Annotated in this window: 15 protein-coding genes and 1 riboswitch; of the genes, 4 read left to right on the top strand and 11 right to left on the bottom strand. The window is 39.3% G+C overall.

Annotated elements, in window-relative coordinates:
• Positions 1–29: 29 nt before the first annotated feature.
• Positions 30–410, top strand: a complete 381-nt coding sequence (locus PLEUR7319_RS0107405) for a hypothetical protein (RefSeq protein WP_019504577.1) — start codon at positions 30–32, stop codon at positions 408–410.
• Here the strand turns inward: PLEUR7319_RS0107405 and PLEUR7319_RS0107400 are convergent.
• From PLEUR7319_RS0107400 to PLEUR7319_RS0107355, 10 genes are all read right to left on the bottom strand, one after another.
• Positions 407–3,718 carry a hybrid sensor histidine kinase/response regulator gene (locus tag PLEUR7319_RS0107400; RefSeq protein WP_019504576.1) on the bottom strand — a complete coding sequence of 1,104 codons (3,312 nt, stop codon included), beginning with the start codon at positions 3,716–3,718 and terminating at the stop codon, positions 407–409. The two genes, PLEUR7319_RS0107405 and PLEUR7319_RS0107400, sit on opposite strands and share 4 nt — an antisense overlap.
• Positions 3,719–3,759: 41 nt before the next feature.
• Complete coding sequence (locus tag PLEUR7319_RS0107395) at positions 3,760–6,210, bottom strand: methyl-accepting chemotaxis protein (protein WP_019504575.1); 2,451 nt, start codon at positions 6,208–6,210, stop codon at positions 3,760–3,762.
• 136 nt (positions 6,211–6,346) lie between these two features.
• On the bottom strand, positions 6,347–8,446 hold the full coding sequence (locus PLEUR7319_RS39960; RefSeq protein WP_019504574.1) for a methyl-accepting chemotaxis protein: 2,100 nt from the start codon (positions 8,444–8,446) through the stop codon (positions 6,347–6,349).
• A gap of 146 nt (positions 8,447–8,592) precedes the next feature.
• Positions 8,593–9,117 (bottom strand): chemotaxis protein CheW, encoded by a 525-nt coding sequence (locus tag PLEUR7319_RS0107385; protein ID WP_019504573.1) that lies wholly within the window; start codon positions 9,115–9,117, stop codon positions 8,593–8,595.
• A 6-nt stretch (positions 9,118–9,123) separates the two neighbouring features.
• The gene (locus PLEUR7319_RS0107380) at positions 9,124–9,486 is read right to left on the bottom strand and encodes a PleD family two-component system response regulator (protein ID WP_019504572.1); all 363 of its coding nucleotides are present in this window, start codon (positions 9,484–9,486) and stop codon (positions 9,124–9,126) included.
• 47 nt (positions 9,487–9,533) lie between these two features.
• Positions 9,534–10,748, bottom strand: a complete 1,215-nt coding sequence (locus tag PLEUR7319_RS0107375) for a response regulator (RefSeq protein ID WP_019504571.1) — start codon at positions 10,746–10,748, stop codon at positions 9,534–9,536.
• A gap of 286 nt (positions 10,749–11,034) precedes the next feature.
• On the bottom strand, positions 11,035–12,372 hold the full coding sequence (locus PLEUR7319_RS0107370) for a DUF2330 domain-containing protein (protein WP_019504570.1): 1,338 nt from the start codon (positions 12,370–12,372) through the stop codon (positions 11,035–11,037).
• Positions 12,373–12,520: 148 nt separating this feature from the next.
• On the bottom strand, positions 12,521–13,849 hold the full coding sequence (locus PLEUR7319_RS0107365; protein ID WP_019504569.1) for a DUF2330 domain-containing protein: 1,329 nt from the start codon (positions 13,847–13,849) through the stop codon (positions 12,521–12,523).
• Entirely contained in the window at positions 13,849–14,721 is an 873-nt protein-coding gene (locus tag PLEUR7319_RS0107360) for an RnfABCDGE type electron transport complex subunit D (RefSeq protein WP_019504568.1), read from the bottom strand. The genes PLEUR7319_RS0107365 and PLEUR7319_RS0107360 overlap by 1 nt, the downstream gene beginning before the upstream one ends.
• A 157-nt stretch (positions 14,722–14,878) precedes the next feature.
• Positions 14,879–18,013, bottom strand: a complete 3,135-nt coding sequence (locus PLEUR7319_RS0107355; RefSeq protein ID WP_019504567.1) for an efflux RND transporter permease subunit — start codon at positions 18,011–18,013, stop codon at positions 14,879–14,881.
• A gap of 289 nt (positions 18,014–18,302) precedes the next feature.
• Between PLEUR7319_RS0107355 and PLEUR7319_RS41205 the strand changes: the two genes are divergently transcribed.
• Positions 18,303–18,461 (top strand): hypothetical protein, encoded by a 159-nt coding sequence (locus PLEUR7319_RS41205; RefSeq protein ID WP_019504566.1) that lies wholly within the window; start codon positions 18,303–18,305, stop codon positions 18,459–18,461.
• A gap of 97 nt (positions 18,462–18,558) precedes the next feature.
• Positions 18,559–19,239, top strand: coding sequence for an HAD family phosphatase (locus tag PLEUR7319_RS0107345; protein WP_019504565.1), 681 nt, complete (start codon positions 18,559–18,561; stop codon positions 19,237–19,239).
• A gap of 333 nt (positions 19,240–19,572) precedes the next feature.
• On the opposite strand, the gene PLEUR7319_RS0107340 is transcribed toward PLEUR7319_RS0107345, so the two are convergent.
• Entirely contained in the window at positions 19,573–20,226 is a 654-nt protein-coding gene (locus PLEUR7319_RS0107340; RefSeq protein WP_019504564.1) for a response regulator transcription factor, read from the bottom strand.
• A 165-nt stretch (positions 20,227–20,391) separates the two neighbouring features.
• Positions 20,392–20,488: riboswitch (TPP riboswitch) on the top strand.
• 7 nt (positions 20,489–20,495) lie between these two features.
• Here PLEUR7319_RS0107340 and thiC point away from each other — a divergent pair.
• Entirely contained in the window at positions 20,496–21,878 is a 1,383-nt protein-coding gene (gene thiC, locus PLEUR7319_RS0107335; RefSeq protein ID WP_019504563.1) for a phosphomethylpyrimidine synthase, read from the top strand.
• Positions 21,879–22,052: the final 174 nt, after the last annotated feature.

The following is a 22,052-nucleotide window of genomic DNA, read 5'->3' as shown; positions in this document are numbered from 1 at the left end:
CTGAGCAATTTAAGATTATTTAGTTAAGTATGATTAATACGTTCTCTTTTTCTCTGGAACAGGATTTTGCTTTAAGAGTTTTATCCGATCAAATTAAAAAAATTACTGATGTGGTCAAGTTACAAGATGATTTAATTGAGTTGTTTAAGCAAAGCTTGCTCAGGCAGCAGGAGATGAGAGATTATCTGTATTTTCAAGCTATTGGGGTAGTTGAAGTTTCAATAACTCATCAGAAACTTTCTTCAGAATTAGAAGCGCGATTATCTTCGTATATTAGTTTAATTAGATTAAATACAAATATAGAAGATTTACAAGAATTATTGATTCAAGCAAACCAGATGCTGATGATTCATGAGTATTATCTGGAGGTTCTTTGGGAAAATATGTTGGAGTCTCCTTTTTTAGATTAATGAGTATAAATTTGTATTAGCTCTGCTATTTTTTGTAGTAATTCTTGTTCATTATAGGGTTTAGAAAAATAAGCTGATGCGCCAAGATTCATAGCTAACTTTCGGTGTTTCTCATTACTACGGGAAGTCAACATGACGATGGGAAGCTCACGAAATTCAGTTTTATCTCTCAATTCTTCAAGAACCCCATATCCATCAAGCCGAGGCATTTCGATATCACAGACAACTCCTTGTACTGAAAGTCCGTCAATCAGCTTATCTACTGCTTCTTGCCCATCTTTAGCTTGCTGAACTTTGTATCCTGCTTTTTCTAAAGTTACACTTAGATAGCGGCGGACATTAATTGAATCATCAACGACCAGAATAGTTTGGCGATCAGTTGCTAACGCTGATGGTTGACTATCTTGTTCGAGAAGTGTAGTTCCCAGGGACTCTTCTGCGGAACTACGTTTCAAGCAATCTTCTATTAGCAGCGAAGGATCTATTAAGGGAATAACCCGACCATCGCCAAAAACCATCGAACTAACAACTCCAGGGGGAAGAGGTATAGGACTTTCAATAGGTCGGATTGTAGCTTCTTGCTCACCCCAAAATCGACTAATCTCTAGTCCAGCAAATTTTTCCTTGTCCCCAACTAGAATAGCCATGGGGCGATCTATCATGGGATTGTCAGTTAAATTAAAAGTGTTATGGGAGCGTCTCAAAACTAACGCTTTCTCGATTTGAACTAGAGGAACTTGTTCATCTTTCCAGGTAATATGTTTGATATTTTCTGAGGTTGTTACTGCTTCGGGGTTTAATGGTAATAGCTCTTGAATAGTATTTGCCGGAATGGCAAAGATAATGCCAGATTTTTCGACGATCGCCACCCTTAAGATAGATAGTGAAAAAGGGATTTTAAGAGTGAAAGTCGTCCCTAAACCTGGCTTAGTTGCTACACTCACATTGCCTCGAATATCTTGTAGGTTAGTCCTCACTACATCCATACCAACTCCACGACCTGAGAGTTCGGTCACTTGTTTAGCGGTACTAAATCCAGGCTCAAAGATAAAGTCAAGGATTTCAGTTTCCGGCATTTGCTGGATATGTTCCCGGGGAAGACCCATCGCTTGAATGCGATCGCGAATTTTATCCAGAGGAATACCTCCTCCATCATCAGAGAGGGTAATAACTGTCTGAGTCCCCTGGTTATTTGCTTGTAATGTAATTGTTCCTTCAGAAAGTTTTCCCGCAGCAGTTCTAGTAGCTGCATCTTCTATGCCATGGTCAAAAGCATTGCGTAATAAATGCAGTAACGGATCGTTAAGAGATTCTAAAACTGAGCGATCAATCAGAGTATTTTCGCCCTCAATTTTGAGATTAACTTTTTTGCCAAACTGGAGGTTAAGGTCGCGAATTACTCGCGGAAAGCGTTTGACTACTTCGGCAAAAGGTAACATTTGTGTGCGAATTACGTTACTTTGCAAAAACTTGGTAACGTGGTTGAGGTCGCGAACTGCTAGGTTAATGTCTTGTAATCCCAACTCTACATCAGTAGCTACCTCTTGAAGTTGAACAATAGTTTCAATTTGTTCTTGGCAAATGAGATGTACATCCGTGTAACGATCCATCTCCAGAGCATCAAAACCTGCTGTAGTTTTTTTAGCTGAGATGACTGAAGTTGCAACAGCTTGTTCTGTGGTTAAAAACCCTTCAACCGAGGCTCGATCATACCATTGTTTTAAATTGGTATTAGATCGCTCTATTTGTTCTATTCTTCTGCGCATTAATGCAGCAATAGATTGAAGTTGTTTGAAACGGAGGTTAAGATTATTACGCTCTAAAACTAACTGTTCAAAAAGGTTATTAAATTGTCTAAGTTGTGATGCTGGAACTCTAACCATTTTGTCCATAGCAGGAGATTTCTGCTGAGAGGCAGGTTGAGAGTTTGTCACCTCGGCATTATTCTCAGGGATAATTGAACGCTCGCTACTCTCTGATTCAACAGAGACTTCATTCATTGCTACATCAAATGCAGACCTTAATTCGGTGATATTTTCTAATTTCACCGAATCATCGAAAATTACATCAAAAGCTCCATCTGTTTCTGAAGAGTATTCTTCTTCTAAGTTTTCAGCAGTGAATTCTTCTATTTCGGAAGTCAATGAGCGATCGCCCGCGTCTGATTCAATAGATACTTCTGAAATTTCGGTCTCAAATGCCGACTGTAATTCTGAAAGGGCTTCTGATTCTGGAAACTCTTCGATAAATGGATCTAAATCAGCTTCTGCTTCTGCTATTTCGTCAACGGCAAATTCTTCTATTTCGGAAGTCAACAAGCGATCGCTAGTGTCTAAATCAACTGGAACTTCCGGTATTTCCGTCTCAAATGCTGACTGTAATTCATCAAGAGCTTCGGATGCTGCAAAATCTTCGAGGAATGGATCGAAATCTCCTGCTGATAAATCTAGAGCTTCTAATGTTGAAGAAATATCATCTTTGATTTGTGAATCAGGATTTTCTCTAGGGGAAGTAGGACTAATCTGCCGATCTGATACACCCACCATTTCTAACTGAGATGGTAGTTTTTCTAGTCGACCCCTAAGTACCAGAGCATGAGATCTTCTCCAAGTATTTAGAGAGTTTTGGGCTAAGGATTCAATTTGCTCTGGAGATAATTCTTGTGCTTGTTGCTGAATAGACTGACAAAGCTCAATAAAAGGTTCAAGATTTGCCATTTGTCCAAAAGCACTTAGTTCTTTGGCAGTAGTAGATAATTCTTGAGCTAGTTGGGCAAGATTTAAGTTACTTAATTGTTCCTCAAATCGATCCAAAACAGCGTCAACGCCTTCTTCAAAGATGAGAACAGCAGGATCGATATCTTCATCTTGAGCTGTCAATAAGGCATTTTCATCACCCTCTTCCAAATCACCCAAATGCTGATGTAGCTGCTCAAAAATTGGTTGCGATCGCGCTGCTACATCAGACTCCGTCACCGCTACTCCTCGACGACTAAGCTCACAAATGTGGCGTAGACAATCAACACTTTGTAGGAATAGGGTTTCTACTTCCGTCGTAATTTGACTAGAAGCATAGCGAACCCGCAAAATTTTTAAAAAATCTTCTAAACGATGGGCAACTCGACTCAGAACATCATAGTTCATCATTGCTGCTCCACCTTTAATCGAGTGGGCAGACCGTAAGACTAAATCTACTTTTTGAGGATCAATGACGTTATTAGCTAATCCTATAAGACTAGACTCCATACGATCAAAATATTCTTCAGCCTCATCGAGAAAATTAAGGCGGATTTGTTGTTCTATATCCATGTTGATAATTAATAATTAATAACTAGTAATTAATAATTGATTTAATTTGTTACTTTGAACTGAGCTACGGCAGATTCTAACTTTTGAGCTACTTGAGCTGTTTCCACAATTGATTGTGCTACTTCTTTAGATGATTTAGATGTGTTTTCCGACAATTGAGCAATTTTTTGCATCAAGTTGGTCACACTTTGAGAAGTAGTTGCCTGAGATACTGTGGTTTGAGAAATAGAACCCATTAGTTGGTTAATTTCTTGGGATTTTTCTAATACCTGTCCTAAACTTTGCTTGGTGGATTGTACTAGGTGTGTGGTTTTTACTACTTGGGAGTTTCCTGATTCCATAGCTTGGCTTACTTCCTTAGTTTCCGCCTGAATAGTTGCCACAATATTCTCAATTTCTTTGGTTGCTGCTGCCGATTGTTCAGCTAATGCACCCACTTGTTCGGCAATGATCGTAAAACCTTGTCCATATTCTCCAGCACGCTCAGCTTCAGCACTCGTGTTAATAGCTAAAACATTGGTTTTCAGCGCAATTTCTTCGATGAAAGAGACTGCTTGAGCGATTTTCTGCGAAGATTCTCCTAAACGCTTCATTTTTTTAGCAGTTTCACCTACAGCACTTCGCAGTTCCAAAATACTATCGACTGTTAAGTCCATATTGTCAGTACTTTTGAGAACAGTACTGTAAGTATCATCAGCAATCTTTTCGACTTGGTTGGCTTTTTCAGCTACTGCCTGAATTGATTGGGACATTTGCTCAACAGAAGTCAATGTCTTGCGAGTTTCTTGCGCTTCAGAAACAGCTTGCTCTGAGAGGAAACGAATAGCTGCTTCGTTTTGTTTTAAAGAGGAACCCACCTTGCTAGTTGACTGTTTCGCTTCAACGGCAATTTCTTGCAAGTTATCAATAATGGCGTTAAATAAATCGGCAACAGTACTCAGTTCTAAAGAATCTAAATTAGCTCTTACAGTTAAATCCCCCTCTGTTGCATCAGAAACTTCATCGATTAGGGTATAAATTGCTTCTTCTAACTTTTCCTTTTCTTGGCGTTGTTTATCAGCTACACTTGTTTGCTGTTGGAGTAGTTCTTTTACCTGATAAATCAGCTTGTTAAAGTTATCGGCTAAAGTTCTGGTTTCTAAAGTTCCCTCAATATTAGCTGTTACATCAAGATTTCCTTCTGCTACCTGTTGAGTTTTTTGAGATAGATTAGTTAGAGGTCGAGATAATTGCTGCGCGAGAAAAATAATTAAACCTAAAGCAAAAGTACCCAGAATGATACCCGTTAAACCAAATACCGATAGTAAATTTCGTCCTGCACTAGCTACCACATCATAATCGATAACGCCAATTGATACGAGGTTAGTATTGGGAACTGTGGACAAGCCATAAATCTGGTCTTGATATCTTAATGTAGCGACTATGCTAGCTTCAGAGTCGTTGTTGAATTCTTGGCGAAGACTGATATCAGACATGTCAGATATCTGGGCGATTGACTGTTGTGCTTCCTCTACACTCAACGTATTTCCCATAACCTGCATCATAGTTTTAGCTACCTCTAAAATAGGCTGACCCCCAACCACTTCGACACCTTCTGTCTTCATAGCTTTCTGTCCTTTGTTTTCAGCCTCTCCCCGAACATCAGTTTCTGCACCACTGCGATCGCTAGCTGCAACATCAGTAAAATCGATATTACTAAATACAAAACTATTGTTAGGGTCAACAATTTGAAATTGAGCCGAGCGGTTCTGTTTTCCCTGTAGGAAAGTTATCAGGTCGGAAATCGATGTTGTTGCTGGAACACCGGCCTTAATTACCCCGAGAAATTCACCTGTCTGAGGGTCTTTTACCGCTCTAGAAAAAGCAATTACAATCGCGTTTGCTGAATCATCAAACTCTGGTTCATCGATATCTCGTCCTTCTTTTTGGCTATTTTGCCACCAACCTTCGTCCCGTTGCACAAAATCGGAAGTGGGATTACTAAATGCGACATTCAAACCATTGCGTTCGGTAAAAAAGATTTCCGCTACCTGACCAGATATAACTATCTGTTGGAGATAGTTATTCAGGTTCTCATCAGGGGCTAATAATTTGGTGGCAGCAAACTTTTTCTCCAATACATCAATCTGTTGTTGAGCTAATTGTTGTGACTGAGAAATCTTATTACCCTCTTTCATGGCTTGAATCACAATAGGATTAACAGCAACCAAATCGGTAAGTTTTAAGGAGTCTCGAATAAAAGTTGTAATTGTTTTACTTGCCAAAAGAGTATTAGCTTCCAGGTTATCTATCACTTCAGTTTTGGCTCGACGTTCAGTAATTGTATATCCGATCGCACTGGCGATCATCAGGGGCAGTAATACTGCTGGCAAAATTGAAATCAACAAGCGACGACGGAGAGTACCTGTTCCCTTAATGTTTTTGTCAGCTTCAGATTTATTAGAAGAATTGGCTGCTAATGGAAAGTTCTGGGATTCTTTTTCAGTAATCATAGAAATTCGGCAATAATAAGTTGACTTATAAGAATATTTGTCTGATCAAGGCTTTTGCCTCGGAGAAAATAGATGTTGCAATTAGTAGGTTATATGAAATCTATTCCTGAAGCTTGTTAAGATTGGCGCTCAATGCTTACGCAGATTCAGCTACTTTAAACTGAGCTACAGTAGACTCTAGTTTCCGAGCTACTTGAGCAGTTTCGACAATTGACTGCGCTACTTCTGTGGATGATTTGGATGTAGTTTCCGATAAGCGAGCAATTTTTTGCATCAAGTTGGTTACATTTTGGGAAGTATTGGCTTGAGATACAGTAGTTTTGGAAATAGACTCCATCAACTGGTTGATTTGTTGAGATTTTTCTAATACCAACTCCAAACTTTGTTTGGTGGTTTCTACTAGGCGTGTGGTTTCTACTACCTGTGATGTTCCTGTTTCCATTGCCTGGTTTACTTCCTGGGTTTCTGCTTGAATTGCATCCACAATGCTGGCAATTTCTTTGGTCGCGGCTGCGGATTGTTCTGCTAATGCACCTACTTGTTCAGCAACAATGGTGAAACCTTGACCTAATTCTCCTGCACGTCCAGCTTCAACACTGGCATTAATCGCCAGTACATTAGTTTTTAAGGCGATTTCTTGAACATAGGAAACTGCTTGAGCAATTTTTTGCGAAGATTCTCCTAAACGCTTCATTTTTTTAGCAGTCTCACCTACAGTCATCCGCAGATTGAGAATACTATCTACCGTTTTATCCATATCAGTGGTACTGTTCAATACCGTGTTATAAGTATCATCAGCAAACTTTTCTGCCTGGTTAGCGTTTTCGGCTACTGCCTGAATCGATTGGGACATTTGCTCAACGGACTTCAACGTATCGCGAGTTTCTTCAGCCTCTGCGATCGCCTGCTCTGCTAATAAACGAATTGCCTCTTCATTTTGTTTAAGAGAGGAACCTACTTGACTAGTTGATTGTTTGGCTTCAATGGCAATTTCTTGTAAGTTATCAATTATGGCGTTAAATAAATCGGCAACAGTACTCAGTTCTAATGAGTCTAAGTTGGCTCGAACAGTCAAATCTCCTTCTGTGGCATTGGCAACTTCATCGATTAGAGTATAAATTGCTGCTTCTAACTGTTCTTTTTCTTGACGTTGCTGCTCTGCTTTACTTTCATAACTGGCAATCGATTCCTTTAACTGTTTAGCCATCTGGTTAAAAGAATCACCTAAAATACCGATTTCATCTTCTTGCTCCAGTTCAACTGTTTGATCTAAATTGCCCTCTGCTAAGCTGGTGGATGCTGCGGTGATTTTACTAATCGGTTGTGTCAATCGGCTAGCCACTAACCAAGTTACAATGCCGATCGCTAACATAGCAACGCCGGCAATGATAGCTGCTAACTGCTGAAATTCTCGTTCCTCAAGAAAAGCTTCTGACTTCTCTTGTAAGATGAACACTCCCCAACCATTATCAAGACGAGTGCTATGAGAGATCCATGCCATCCCTTCTTGATCTTTAAATTCAAGATAACCTTCTTTATCAGCTAAAAAATTGGCTACGGGGGGATAGGTACTATAATCTACTAGTTCTTCCCCAGAAGTTAGATTTGTATCAGGATGACCTAAGATACGACCTTCTTTATTGACCACAAAACCATAACCAGTTTCACCAAACTGAACCGCACCAACTTCTTCTGTCAGAGTTTCCAGAGTCATGCAAATGTAATTGACACCCTGGATTATTGTCTTGTTTCTAATTGGTGCAGACAAACATAAAGAAGGTTTTAGACTAGTACGACCAATCAAAGTTTGATAGGTAATATCGTTACCCGCTCTTGCCCCTTGAAACCAAGGACGATCGGGATATTTTTTGGGTGCTTTATCGTCACTACGAGTTACATTAACTCCATTAAGATCTGTAGTACTAGCTGTATAGAGATGCTGATAGTTCTTTAATGTCTCCATAAGAACTGGCTTCTGTCGCGCTGGCTCCATGCTGACTATATCGGGCTGGTTGCTCAAGTTTTTTAAGGCGATAACGTTCATTTCTGTCCATCTAGAAATACTGTTATTTAACGCCCTAGCTTTCAGAGCTATATTTTCTTGAGTATCTTGACGAATAATATTACCCGCTCTAGAACTAGCAAAAGCGATCGCAATTATGGTGGTGGGGATAACACCCAATAAAACTAGAAAAGGTAAGCGGAATCGTAAACTTTTAAATAATGGTAGTTTCATTGATTTAATTAGATTAATTGCTATGGTTATGAGTTTTTATCAAGAGATAATGTATTCGCGATCGCATAGCCTACTGAAAGGGTTGTCGTGTAAAGCCAATCGCCAAAATTCAAGACTCCATAGATGAGATAGAGTTGATATCCCGCCTACGATACGTAGCTTAAAGCCTCTGAGATTCGATTGAACTCGAAAACAGGCATCATCTTTTCTTCTTTTAAAACTGCACCACATAAATAAGGAGTTATGTTGTCTGGAAAAGCAGTCAAAGAGGACTGAATTTGAGCTGTTGGTAAACGTACAATCCCTTGAAGACTAGTTACGGCTAAACCAAAATAAATTGATGGTTCAGAAGTGGTTTGCAAAACAATAATTTGATATTGACGAGGAGTAATTAATCCCGAAGGTAACTTTAAAAATCGAGCTAAATCGAAGACGCAGAACACGTGATTACGAGAACTAATAATGCCAATGACAGATTCTGGCATGCTAGGCAAGGGAGTTATTTGCTCAACCTCAACTATTAAAGACTCTTGCACCTGATCCATTGATAACAAAGCTGTCATTTCTGAAGTCAGTTGAAATCGGATATAAGCATCCCCTGGAGCTAAATTTGCCTGAAATAACTCCTTAATATTGGCTCGAACTCTCGCAGCTGCACTAGATGTTGACATTACTACCTATCCCATTACTCCTTGAAGTGCACTGACCAATTCTTCTTTAGTACAAGGTTTGGTTACGTAAGCTTTGACACCTTGTTTAATAGCCCACATCCGATCTACATCACGATTTTTGGCAGTACAAGCAATAATAGGAATTTCTGCTGTTTCAGGATTCTTTTTTAGCTTACGGCAAATATCTATGCCCCCCATTTTGGGCATCATCCAATCCGTTACGATGGCATCAGGTTTATTTTCCAATATTTTGGCGATCGCTTCTTCGCCATTGGTAGCCGTAATTATGGAGTAGCCCGATGTAGTCAAATATTGAGACATCAAGTCTAATTCGGATTTTAGGTCGTCTACGATGAGGATAGTTTTCATAGTTTTACTTGAGTAATGTGAATTTTGAATAATGTCTAGAGTTAAATTTATGAAAGATGTTTTTCAATGATTGCCATTAAACCTGCTTGAGTGAAAGGCTTCGTAAAATAATCTGTTGCCCCAGCTAATTTAGCCCTAGCTTTGTCAATCATGCCCGTATTGCCCGTGACCATAATGATTGGGGTTTGATCGAAAACATTGCTGCTACGTAATAAGCCACAAAGTTTATAGCCGTTAATTCTGGGCATAGTAATATCAAGCAAAATTAAATCAGGTTCCAGCCGAAAAATAATTGATGAAGCTTGAACAGGATCGTCTATTGCCGTGACTTCAAATTGCTCATTATTAAGAAAACGCTTAATTTCTTGCAGAATTGTCGGACTATCATCAATACAAACAACTTTGTGTTTTTTAACTGGTACACTTACTGCGCGATTCTGTTCTGATTTTTCACTTGGTGTTGGTTTGGGGATGGTAGGTAGTTGATCTAAAGGTGGCTGAGGATTGCGCAAATGAATCATTTTATGCTCAATATACGGCGATAAAATTTGCGCTACATGAAGTTCATCTTTATTGAGAAATATCGAAAGCTGACGAAAACTCAATCCTCGCCGCATAATTTGTGCCAATTCGTTCAGTGCCTTTGCCGACAACACTCCTGATTCAGGAGATTTATCAATATCTCTGTAATCCAAAAAGTAGGGACGTTGATATGGAGAATTTAGCTCTGAAGTACAACTATGCCATTGCTTTAATCTATGCTGTAAAAAACCAACTAGATCTAATACATCTAACGATAAAGAATTTCCAATTTGATCGTGAATCCAAGATGGCATTGGTTCTTGATCGTGCCAAACAGTAGTTCCATCTCTTAGCCACAGGCAGGATTGAAGAGAATCTTGAGTAATATCTTCAATCAATTGCATAAACTGAGAACTATCAAGATATTTCTCATTTAGCAACCAAAAAATCGCATATTCGTAATAATTAACAGGCAATGAGTCATTTGCTGTATTCACCTTGGTTTTAAGATAAGATTGCGGCATATCTTTTAATGCGGCGGCTGCATCTTTCCAACCTTGGCGCAGAAGATAATACTTTAACTGGTTGAGTAGTTGTATAGAACAATCAATATACGATAGTTTTCCTTCATGTAGATAAACTCTCCAAGAAACAGAGTTTTTAATAAATTCCCAACATCCTGTGCTGTTTGATTTTGATGATTTAACTAACAACTCAGCAGGATCAAACTTTTGAGTCATATTACATATAATTATTTCAATAAGATTAGGATTCCCGAAAAGAACAAATAAATTACAACTTCTAATATTTGTTAACCTGAAAATTGAGTCAAAATAGCTATATTTTTTGGTTAAATAAATTAACCTCAGTTCGGGTTATGGCAATTTAAGGGTGAGGTAAGCTCTAAGCTCTAAGCTCTAAGCTCTAAGCTTTTAGGGCTTGTTTCCCCGCCAACCTTGTTATGATTTAACAAAAAAAACACAGCGGCTTAGGTCACTGTGTTTTTTTGTTCTCAACTAAATAAAGTTAGCGATTCCAAAGATTTTCCCACCACTCTACTGGTTCAGCCTTGACAAACTTAATGCGATCGCGAATGGATTCAATATTCCAACCTGTAAGCTTAGCTAAGGTTTTTGCCTCACGCTCTTGTCTGTCTCTAACTGATTGTTGATATTCCTTGCCAGCATCACAGGTAATATCTCCCGTGTATGGATGACGTATCACGTATCTGCCCTGAAATAAATCGCGATCGCTGGTCTGTTGAAATTTCAAATCCTCAGGGAATCTATCACGACTATAGCGGACATGGAGACGGGTAATAAAAACATTGCTATTGCCAAAAAAACGAGGATTAGAAGGTGTAGAATCCAACCAAAATACCCCAGCTTCTTTGAGTTCTTCTCGATTTAAAGGTTCTGCCGAACAAGGATCGCAGCTTCCCATATCCCAAGCGTATTCCAAGAAAGCTACTTTTTTGTTTTCCCGAATGTAGGAATTTTGGAACATAGCAGTATAAAAGTCCTTAAACTCCTCTTTGACAAATTCCGGCACTTCGCTATCAGAAGGAACTTTCACCGTGCGGTAGTTGGATAGTTCGACCTGTCCTTTAGGAGATAGGAGATAGACAATCAAATCTTGGTCGCCATTTGCGTTCATCATCCCCAAGCGAATCGGTAACATAAACTTAGGCGACTCATAAGCCATGGAAATTGGTCTCAGCTTTTCAAAACCATTGCTGTCATATTCTTCTAGATTGACTTTCGCTACAAAGAATTTCAAATTTTGGCGAATATAAGGCTGGAGTAATTCTTTGGCACCTTCGGGGATTTGATAATCATTTTGCCTTAACCAAGTTTCTAATCCTCCAGATTCTTTGGCACTGAGAATGACAATGTCATATTCACCGACGCTAAACTGTTCTTCTACCGTTACTCCTAAATCAGCGTCTGCTTTCTTTTGCCTAAGTGATGGGGCAGCTTGGGGTGCAGAGTTAAATGCGATGCCATCTTCATAAGCTCTAATTTCACAAGGATCATCATCAAAATATTCTACTAATCTTGGGGCACTAAAATCGTCTAGCCTTTGCAAAATTTTTGCTTCCCCAACGTGAACCTGTTCCTCTTTGAGAATTACGGGCACAGGAACTACCATGGCAAAATCTTTAACTTCACCCTGATAATCATTAGACATAGTTAAAACGGTTCTATCCTCATCTCTAGCAATAATTACCTGAGAAGCTTGATTGTAAAGACTGGTATCAGCTTTAGCCACATAAAAACCACAGAAAGCCAATGCCGGTTTGACACCAAAGAATAGAATTACTCCTGTTAGCAAACAAGATAGTAAAACTCTGATAATTTTCATAATTGAATACTGATTAATGTCAGTTTGACAAGGCTAAAAACTTCGTAATTCATAATTTTTTAGCTTTTTGAATGCGATACTATTTTGTTGAAACATCAGAATTCCGAACTCCGAATTCCGAATTCCGAACTCAAATTGATAACTGAATTTAGTTCCAAATTTTGCGCCACCAAGGAACAGGTTGAGGTTCGACAAAAGTGATTTTGCTGCGAATATCCTGTATATCCCAGCCAGTCAAACGAGCTAAATTTTGGGCTTCTCGTTCTTGTCTGGCGATAATTGAATCCTGATATTCTGATGCAGTACGACAAGCCATTTCTCCCATGAATGGATGTCGCACTATATATCGTCCTTGAAAATTGCTGCGATCGCTTGTCTGTTGGAACTTTAAATCTTCAGGGAATTTATCTCTGGTGTAACGCACATGGAGGCGAGTGATAAACACATTATTGCCTCCCCAGGGATTTCTAGGATTCTGCTCTAACCAAAATACCCCCGCATCTTTTAATTCTGACTGATTCAATGGTTCTGCTGAACAAGGATCGCAACTTGCCATATCCCAGGCATATTCTAAGAAAGCTACTTGTTTGTTTTCCTGTTCATAAGACTTTTGGAACATTGCCTGATAAAAGTCTTTAAATTCTGTCTGCACAAATTCGGGAATTTCCGTATTGGAAGGAATTTTAACTGTGCGATAGTTAGTCAGTTCTACTTGACCCTTAGGAGATAGCAAATAAACAATTAAATCTTGGTCGCCGTTAGCATTCATCATCCCTAAGCGAATCGGCAACATAAACTTAGGCGATTCATAAGCCATAGAAATTGGTCTTAATTTCTCAAACCCATTACTGTCATATTCTTCCAAGTTGACTTTTGCCACAAAGAACTTCAAGTTTTGTCGAATGTAAGGTTGCAGAAGTTCCTTGGCACCTGAAGGAATTTTATAGTCATTTTGAATCAACCACGTTTCTAAACCATCAGATTCTTTGGCACTCAGGATTACAATATCGTATTCTCCAACGCTAAACTGTTCTTCTACTGTTACACCCAGCTTGGCTTCTCTTTGTAATCCTAATGTATTTTGGCTTTCCAAAATTGGTGCAGATTTAAACAATCGGCGATCGCGTTCTGGCTTTTGACAAGGATTGGGGTCGAAATACTCCACTAACCTGGGCGCACTAAATCCATCAAGCCTGGCTAAAATTTGGGAATCGCCAACATGAACCTGTTCCTCTTTGAGAATTACTGGCACAGGAACTACCATGGCAAAGTCTTTTACTTCACCCTGGTAATCATTAGACATAGTTAAAACAGTTCTTTCACCATCCCTAGCAATAATTACTTGGGAAGCCTGATTATAAAGACTACTATCGGCTTTCGCCACATAAAAACCACAAAAAGCCAATGCTGGTTTAATGCCAAAGATCAAAATTACTCCAGTTAATATGCAGGAAAATATAATTCGTAGTATTTTCATTACTGATTACTAATTACTGATAAGCGTTGCCAATTAAACCTTGGTGCAGACCAAACCATATCTAACAAAACTGTCAGGGGAGAAATAATAAATAATGACCAGAAAATCGCGGTAGACAGATAAAAATAATCTTGCAGAATAAAAGTAGTAATAGCGATCGCCAGACTCCAAACTAAACGACCAGTCTTGGAATTAGGAATAGAGCGCGGATCGGTCAACATAAATAAAGCAAATAGCAGCAAACTACCACTCATAAACTGATGTTGCCAGACATCCCAACTCCATCCGAGCCAAAGGTTACGCACAGCTTCTAAACCACCATAAGCAAACAGAAAAGCGATCGAAGTATCCCACCGACCTACTTGCTTCAAAACCACACCACCTAAACCAAGAAATAGCAGTAAATACCACCAATCTGTACCCCATTGACCAGGAGAAACCCAAGCGTCATTAGTCAAAATTAAAGCCGCGATAATCCCAAAGTTAGCAGGGTTAAAAAAGTGTTTATTGCGATGGCGAAAGAGAAACTTACTCGCGATCGCTAAACAACCGGCGATCGCCATTGTCTCGGGGCTATTACTTCGTAGCAGGAGACATAATCCTAAGGCAGTGATTAAGGCACTCCGAAGAGAAATTAACACTTTAGGACTAATCAGAATACTTAATTCACTGGAGATATTAGCCAGAGAAAATTCACTATTGCGTTTACTATATTCAACCAAAGCTGACAAAAACCACTGAGTAATTAAACAGCTAGTCACCACGACTAAAATCAAATTAGCTTGTAGTGTCCAATCCCTGGTACTGACACCTAAAAGTAAAAATAAAGCGAGAAAAATAATTTGAGTTACACGGGCATCTTTGAATAGCATTGCTCATTAATTTAATCACAATTAATCAACGCCTCTAGTATGTCTGTTGAAACCAGAAAATAGGGCAACGTTACTGTTTTTGTAACATAGTTATCAATTATCAGTTACCAGTAATCAGTAATCATTAAAGGGAACAGGGAACAGGGAACAGCCTTGGTCAACTTTTAAACATAATAGTTTTACGAATCCCATCGAAATTCATTTTGAGAGCATCGATAAATAACAAATAGGCAGCAGGAACAAGATATAGTGCTAACAAAGTTGCACCGATTACACCACCAGCGATCGCTATAGCTAAAGGAGGCCAAAATTCTCCACCACCCAGTAATAAAGGTACAAAACCGATAGCGGTAGTCAAGGTAGTGGCGACTACGTGGCGAGTTGAGTGCATAACTACCTGGCGAATTGCCTGCCGATCGCCCAATTTGGCGACAGGATGTTGTTGAATAGCTGCCATCACCACAATCGAGTCATTGATTGCGACCCCAATTAAACCGATAGTACCGATAATCGGATTAAAGCCAAAAGGATAGTCAAATATCCAGATGGAAAATAAGCCCAAGCCCACGGATGCGATCGCCACAATGCCAATAACCATTGCCAAACGAAAAGAGCCCAAAGACAGAACCAGAGTGGCAACCATCAATACTACTAGAACTCCCACCGTTGAGACTAAGCCGCTAATAGCATCGTCTTTTTCTGCTGCTTCCCCACCAAATTGATAACTATAGCCATTGGGGAGTTGAAAGTTTTCACTATCTAGTTTCTGTTTAAACTCCGTTAAGACCGTATCGGGCAAGACTCCAGCTCGCAAAAAACCTTGAACTGTATTTACTCGTTGCCCATTATAATGGGTGATTTTGGATAGTTCAGGAGCTAAAAATACTTTGCCCAAAGAGGATAAAGGAATAGTCTGGGCTGAATTATTATTTCTTTGACTATTGCCAGAGTTAGATACTAAATCTATGGAAACAAGACTACTGACGCTAGCGCGATCGCTTTGGGCTAATCTAACTCTAACAGGTAATTCTTCTGTAGATTCGAGAATTGTTCCTCCTGTACTTCCATCCAAACTGGCATCTAATTGCTGGGCGATCGCCTGGAGGTCTAAACCGGCTAAACGTACTTTTTCTTCGTCTGGCTCAAATTTAAGCTGAGGTCTGATTTCATTCAAACTAGCACGGGTATGTGTCACCTGTTCTTGTTCTATTAATAAGCTTCTGGCTTTTTCCCCTAGTTGTTGCAGAATGTCGATATCCGTACCAGAAATTCGCATTTCGATCGGCGCATTAAAAGGAGGTCCCTGTTCTAACTGTCTTACTAAAATTCGAGAACTAGGAAAAGTTCGATCTAAGTCTGTTTGTAGCTGCTGGACTAAAGAACTAGAAGCGATCTCCTTAAGTTGGACGATTGCCTGAGCATAATTAGATTCCCGTTCTCTAGCACCAGTTACATTGTAATAAAATCGGGGCGCGCTCCTGCCAATGAACCAATGAACGTCTGTAATAGCAGAATCAGCAATAATGCGATCGCGTATTTGTTGTGCTACAGCAGTAGTTTCGATGATTGAACTTGAAGCGGGTAACTCCACTTGAATATGCAATTGATCCCGATCGGCTGCCGGAAAAAACTGTTGGGCTAAATTCCCTGCCTGGATAAAACCGACCGCAGGCAAGAATAAAGCCAGGCAGATACCCAAAACAGGGCTGGCAGTAGTCCATTTTAAAGTTTTGCCATACCACCGTTTTAGTAGTGGAATCGATATACCAGTTTGCAGCCATGATAGATATTGAGGGGAAGAATTATTAGTTCGTCGTTGAAACTTAGCCGTTATTGTAGGTATTACAGTTAAGGAAAGAAACATAGAAGATCCAACAGCCAAAATAACGCTCAGACCAATCGTTCCCACAAATTCCCCTGTAGAACCTGGTAATAAAGCAATCGGCAAAAAAGCCAGGATAGTGGTAAAAGTAGAACTCAACAAAGGGACAGCTAAACAATTAATACTATTGACAATGGCATCTTTGCCTTTAAAACCACTACGGAGATGGTTATTAACCTCGTTGACCATTACAATTGCGTTATCAATTAAGATTCCCAATGCCACAATCAAGCCTGTAATCGACATTTGGTGCAAGGGAATACCCATCACGTTCATCCAACCAAAGACCATTAAAATTGACAGTGGCAAAGAAGTTCCAATAATTAATGCTGAACGCCATCCCATCATCAAAAGTGTAACTAGAAAAACTAATCCTCCCCCTAAAACTAGATTCAGGAGCAAACCGTTGAGCCGATTAGTAACATAGCTACTTTGATCGAATATCGTCGATAGAGCAATACCATGGGGTAAGTCTGACTCGAATTCTGCCAAAATCTCTTTAGCCTTGTCTGCCCAAAGATCGAGACGGCTTTTTGAATCAATATGTACTGCCACCGCCACTCCAGGGCGACCACTAATCAAAGTCTGTTCATTAGCTGGGAAACGCGCTCCTTTACTTACTTGAGCAATATCTTGCAAACGGATAAACTGACTATTATTACCAAAGTTGAGGGGAATATTTTTAACCCGATTTAGAGTATCTAGTTCTCCTGCTACTTCTAGAGATAAATCATTATTGTCATTACGCAAAGTTCCCGCAGCCTCTTTAGAATCACTCTGCTGAATTTGTCGAGCAATATCCGCGGCAGTCAAGCCATAACTAGCAAATACTTGAGGTTCAATTTCAACTAAAATTTCTTCATCGCGATCGCCATATAGTTCTAGTTCTTCTGTACCTGTAATGTTTTCCAGGCGCTCTTTCAAAACATCTGCCTGACGATTCAAAATAGCATAGTTAGGATTGTCATCCTGTTGCCAAGTTAAAGCAGTAATTAGGGCATATGCCTTAACTTTTCCCTTCTCTAATTCTGGTTCAGTAATTTCTGTGGGCAACTCGGGTCTGACTTCATCTATCTTATTTTGTACCCTTGTCCAGATTCCATCTACCTGTTCCTTAGTCACTGTATCCTGAAGTTCAATTACTATGATTGAACTGCCGGTACTGGAGGTAGAATCATACTCTTTAATTTCTTCGATTTCGATTAGCTCATCTTCAATTTTTTCGGTAATTAAAGCCTCAACTCGTTTGGCATCCGCCCCTTCCCAAAAAGTCCGCACAATAGCGAAACGAGATACTAGCTCAGGATCTTCTAATCTGGGTAAAGCAAAATAAGACGAGATACCCCAAACAAAAATTAAAATAATCGTCAAAACTAGTAAGCGAGCATTGCGATAAAACAAAGTAAACATGATAGTTTCAGCAACAGATCGGCCAGGTTCAATATGTCAATTAAAGAAAAATTTAGTTATCTAATATACAAAAAAGTGATATTCAACTTTTTGTGTATAAATACCATAGCATATTCAACAAATTGAGTAGCTAAATTTCTACTATTTTTAAGTTTGAGGTGAATTTTCAACAACATAAATCGGCTCAAAAGCTATTAACTATTTGCTAACAGCTTTGGATTAATTGTTTAAATTCGTTAAAATATAGATTGAAATTAATAAATATATAAATTTATATTGCGAAAATACTATGGCTTCAGGGCAGGATACGCTTTGGGAGAAGTTTTTACAGCCTATATTTGGTTTTTTGATCGATCAAGATGCTTTAAAAAAAATATCTGATAGTATCGATTGGGAAACAGAATGCGATCGCCTGAGTAATCCCAATTTAATTTATCCTGAATATTAACCGAAAATGTTTGGTGGACAAACCAACTAAGTACAGGAGTAAAATCGGTCAATAATTAAATTAATAATTAGTTTAATATTCTGATAATTAATCATATATGAGTCTAAAAGCAGTTTTTTTGGATTTCAGTGGCTCAATCATTGATGATGAGACAATCAATCAAGCATTAATCGCAGACATAATGCTAGGTGAGAATTTACTGGCAAATGATGCAGACTATGTTGAATACTGTCGAGGTAGAAGCGATCGCGCCTGCTTAAATGACATCTTAGTTAATCGTGGTCGAGTTCTCCCTGATGACTATCTTGATAAGTTAGTTGAGACCAAAGCTAAAGCCTATTTAGCACAGATGGAACAACTACCAAAATTGCCTCTTTCATCCCACATTGAAGAATTTTTAATTCAGCTAAAAGAGCAAAATATAGCTATTGGTTTAGTAACTGGTGCTAGCCGTTCCGTGGTCGAATATATTCTACAAAGAGCAAATCTTCGGGAAAAATTTGACTTAATTGTTACTGGTGAAGATACTATTTCCAGCAAACCCGAACCCGATCCTTATCTCTTAGCTATTCAAAACCTTAGTCTGCAACCCGATGAATGTCTGGCGATCGAAGATAATCCCATTGGTATAGAATCAGCTAAACAAGCCAAAATACAGGTTGTGGGAATTGCTAATATTTATCCCTTACATATGTTGCAAAGGATAGCAAATTGGACAGTCGATAACTTCCTGGAAATTGAGCTAGAGAGAATTGATCGAGTATTGTCTCAGCCTTAATACTATTAGTTCGGAGTTCGGAGTTCGGAGTTCGGAGTTCGGAGTTCGGAGTTCGGAATTCGGAGTTTAGAGTTCGGAGTTGTCACTTTTTCATTAATTTTAGTCTCAGAAAACTAAATCATATTACTAAACCCCGTCCACATTGAAAACTGGAGTTTTGTTGCTTAAATAGAGTTTGAGTTAGAAGAATCAAAAACAACTTGTTACTTGCTACTTGCTACTTGTTACTTTCTCGAACAGTTACATTAAAAATTACAGGTTTCAACAGCGTAGTTGGATATGCTGAACTAAATTCAGCATCCCCCACGCTCAAACTAGATGCGGTTTATTGGACTATAAATGCTTGTTTGCCAAAATCGCAGCTTGAGTGCGATCGCGCAGATTAAGTGAGCGCAAAATACTATTAACATGGTTTTTTACAGTACGCTCGGCTATATGTAGTTCCGCAGCAATTTCTCGATTACTATAGCCGATGGCAATCAATTGTAATACTTCTTTTTCCCTATTAGTCAATCCAGCTAATTCTGGTGGGATACTGGGTGTTTCTTGGGAATTAAAGCGATTCTGCTTCGTATTTTGAGGAGTAATTGCTTTAGAAAATAGTCCAGGACCTAGTTGAGTATAGCCTTGATTAACAGAGCGAATTGCCTGAGCTAATTCTGAGGAGGGAGTATCTTTAAGTAAATATCCGTGGGCACCATGAGCCATTGCTTGAGTAACGTATTGATCGTCATCAAAAGTAGTCAACACTAAAATTTTGATCTCCGGTGCTTGCTCAGCAAGTATCCGAATCGCTGCAATACCATCCATGATGGGCATTCGGATATCCATTAGAATTACGTCTGGTTTGAGGACAAGCGATCGCTCGACTGCTACTTTGCCATTTTCCGCCTCGCCCACAATTTCTAAATCGGCTTGAGTCTGTAATAAACTTGATAATCCTTCTCGGACAATACTCTGGTCGTCTACTAACAATACACGAATCATTTTTTTAAGGAACAATTGATAACAGATTAATGCTTCTATTTAGCAGTGATTTGCCAAAAAATGCTGAAGATCTGGAGGAAAAATTTAAGAAACAATGCTTTGAATGAAGAAATAAATATTTTATGCCGTCCATTCTGATACTAGCTGGAAAAATGCTAGAATTCACCGTATAGCTAGGGGTGCCTAAAGACGAAAGGCTGAGATATACCCTAAGAACCTGATACTGGTTAGCACCAGCGGAGGGAAGCTGTTTATTGAGGGAAAAAAATATGAGAACGGAATGGGTTGCCAAGCGACGAGGTCAAGGCAATGTATCTCAGATGCACTATGCGCGTCAGGGAATCATTACCGAAGAAATGCACTACGTCGCCACACGAGAGCGTTTACCTGTAGACTTAATTCGCGATGAAGTAGCTAGGGGTCGGATGATTATCCCTGCTAATATTAATCACACCAACTTAGAACCAATGTGTATTGGTATTGCTTCTAGCTGTAAAGTAAATGCCAATATTGGTGCTTCTCCTAATTCTTCTGATATCGATGAAGAAGTAGCCAAGCTAGACTTAGCAGTTAAATACGGTGCTGACACCCTAATGGATTTGTCTACTGGAGGCGGTAATTTAGACGAAATCCGTACCGCAATTATCAATGCCTCACCAATCCCCATTGGTACAGTACCCATTTATCAGGCACTAGAAAGTGTTCACGGTGACATGGATAAACTCTGTGCTGATGATTTTCTCCATATCATCGAAAAACACGCTCAACAGGGTGTGGACTACATGACTATTCATGCAGGTATCTTAATTGAACACCTGCCCTTAGTTAAAAACCGTCTGACAGGGATTGTATCTCGTGGAGGCGGAATTATTGCTCGTTGGATGCTACATCATCACAAGCAAAACCCCCTTTACACCCATTTTGATGACATCATTGAAATCTTTAAGCGATATGACGTTTCTTTTAGTTTAGGCGATTCTTTACGTCCTGGCTGTACTCACGATGCTTCCGATGAAGCACAATTAGCCGAACTTAAAACTCTTGGTCAACTGACTCGCCGTGCTTGGGAACACGATGTACAGGTAATGGTAGAAGGTCCTGGTCATGTACCTATGGATCAGATTGAATTTAATGTCAAAAAACAAATGGAAGAGTGCAGCGAAGCACCTTTCTATGTTCTTGGTCCTTTGGTGACAGATATTGCTCCTGGTTACGACCATATAACCTCGGCGATCGGTGCGGCAATGGCAGGTTGGTACGGTACAGCAATGCTATGTTATGTTACCCCCAAAGAACACTTGGGCTTACCCAATGCGGAAGATGTGCGTAACGGCTTAATTGCTTACAAAATAGCAGCTCATGCAGCAGATATCGCTCGTCATCGCCACGGAGCAAGAGATCGAGATGATGAGCTTTCTAGAGCCCGTTATAACTTTGATTGGGAGAAACAGTTTGAATTATCTCTCGATCCAGAAAGGGCTAAAGAATATCATGACGAAACTTTACCAGCAGACATTTATAAAACAGCAGAATTCTGCTCAATGTGTGGTCCTAAATTCTGTCCTATGCAAACCAAAGTTGATGCTGATGCGTTGACTGAATTGGAGAAATTCTTAGCCCAGGAAGAGGAGAAGAAAACTGTTAAGAGTTAATTGATGATGGACAATGAACAACTTTTAATGATCTGACTAGTGAGGAGTAAGAAATAATTAACTTGCTCCCTTTTTTTATTTAGATTATGCTCTTTAATTTATTAATTTTCCGATTGCAACCAGAGTTCTAGAGTATTACGGCTAATTTTCGTACTTCTGATACTAAATCTGATA

This window comes from Pleurocapsa sp. PCC 7319, from assembly GCF_000332195.1.
GTDB lineage: Bacteria > Cyanobacteriota > Cyanobacteriia > Cyanobacteriales > Xenococcaceae > Waterburya.
The sequence above is the reverse complement of the archived record's forward strand: the minus strand, read 5'-3'. Positions and strand labels throughout refer to the sequence as shown.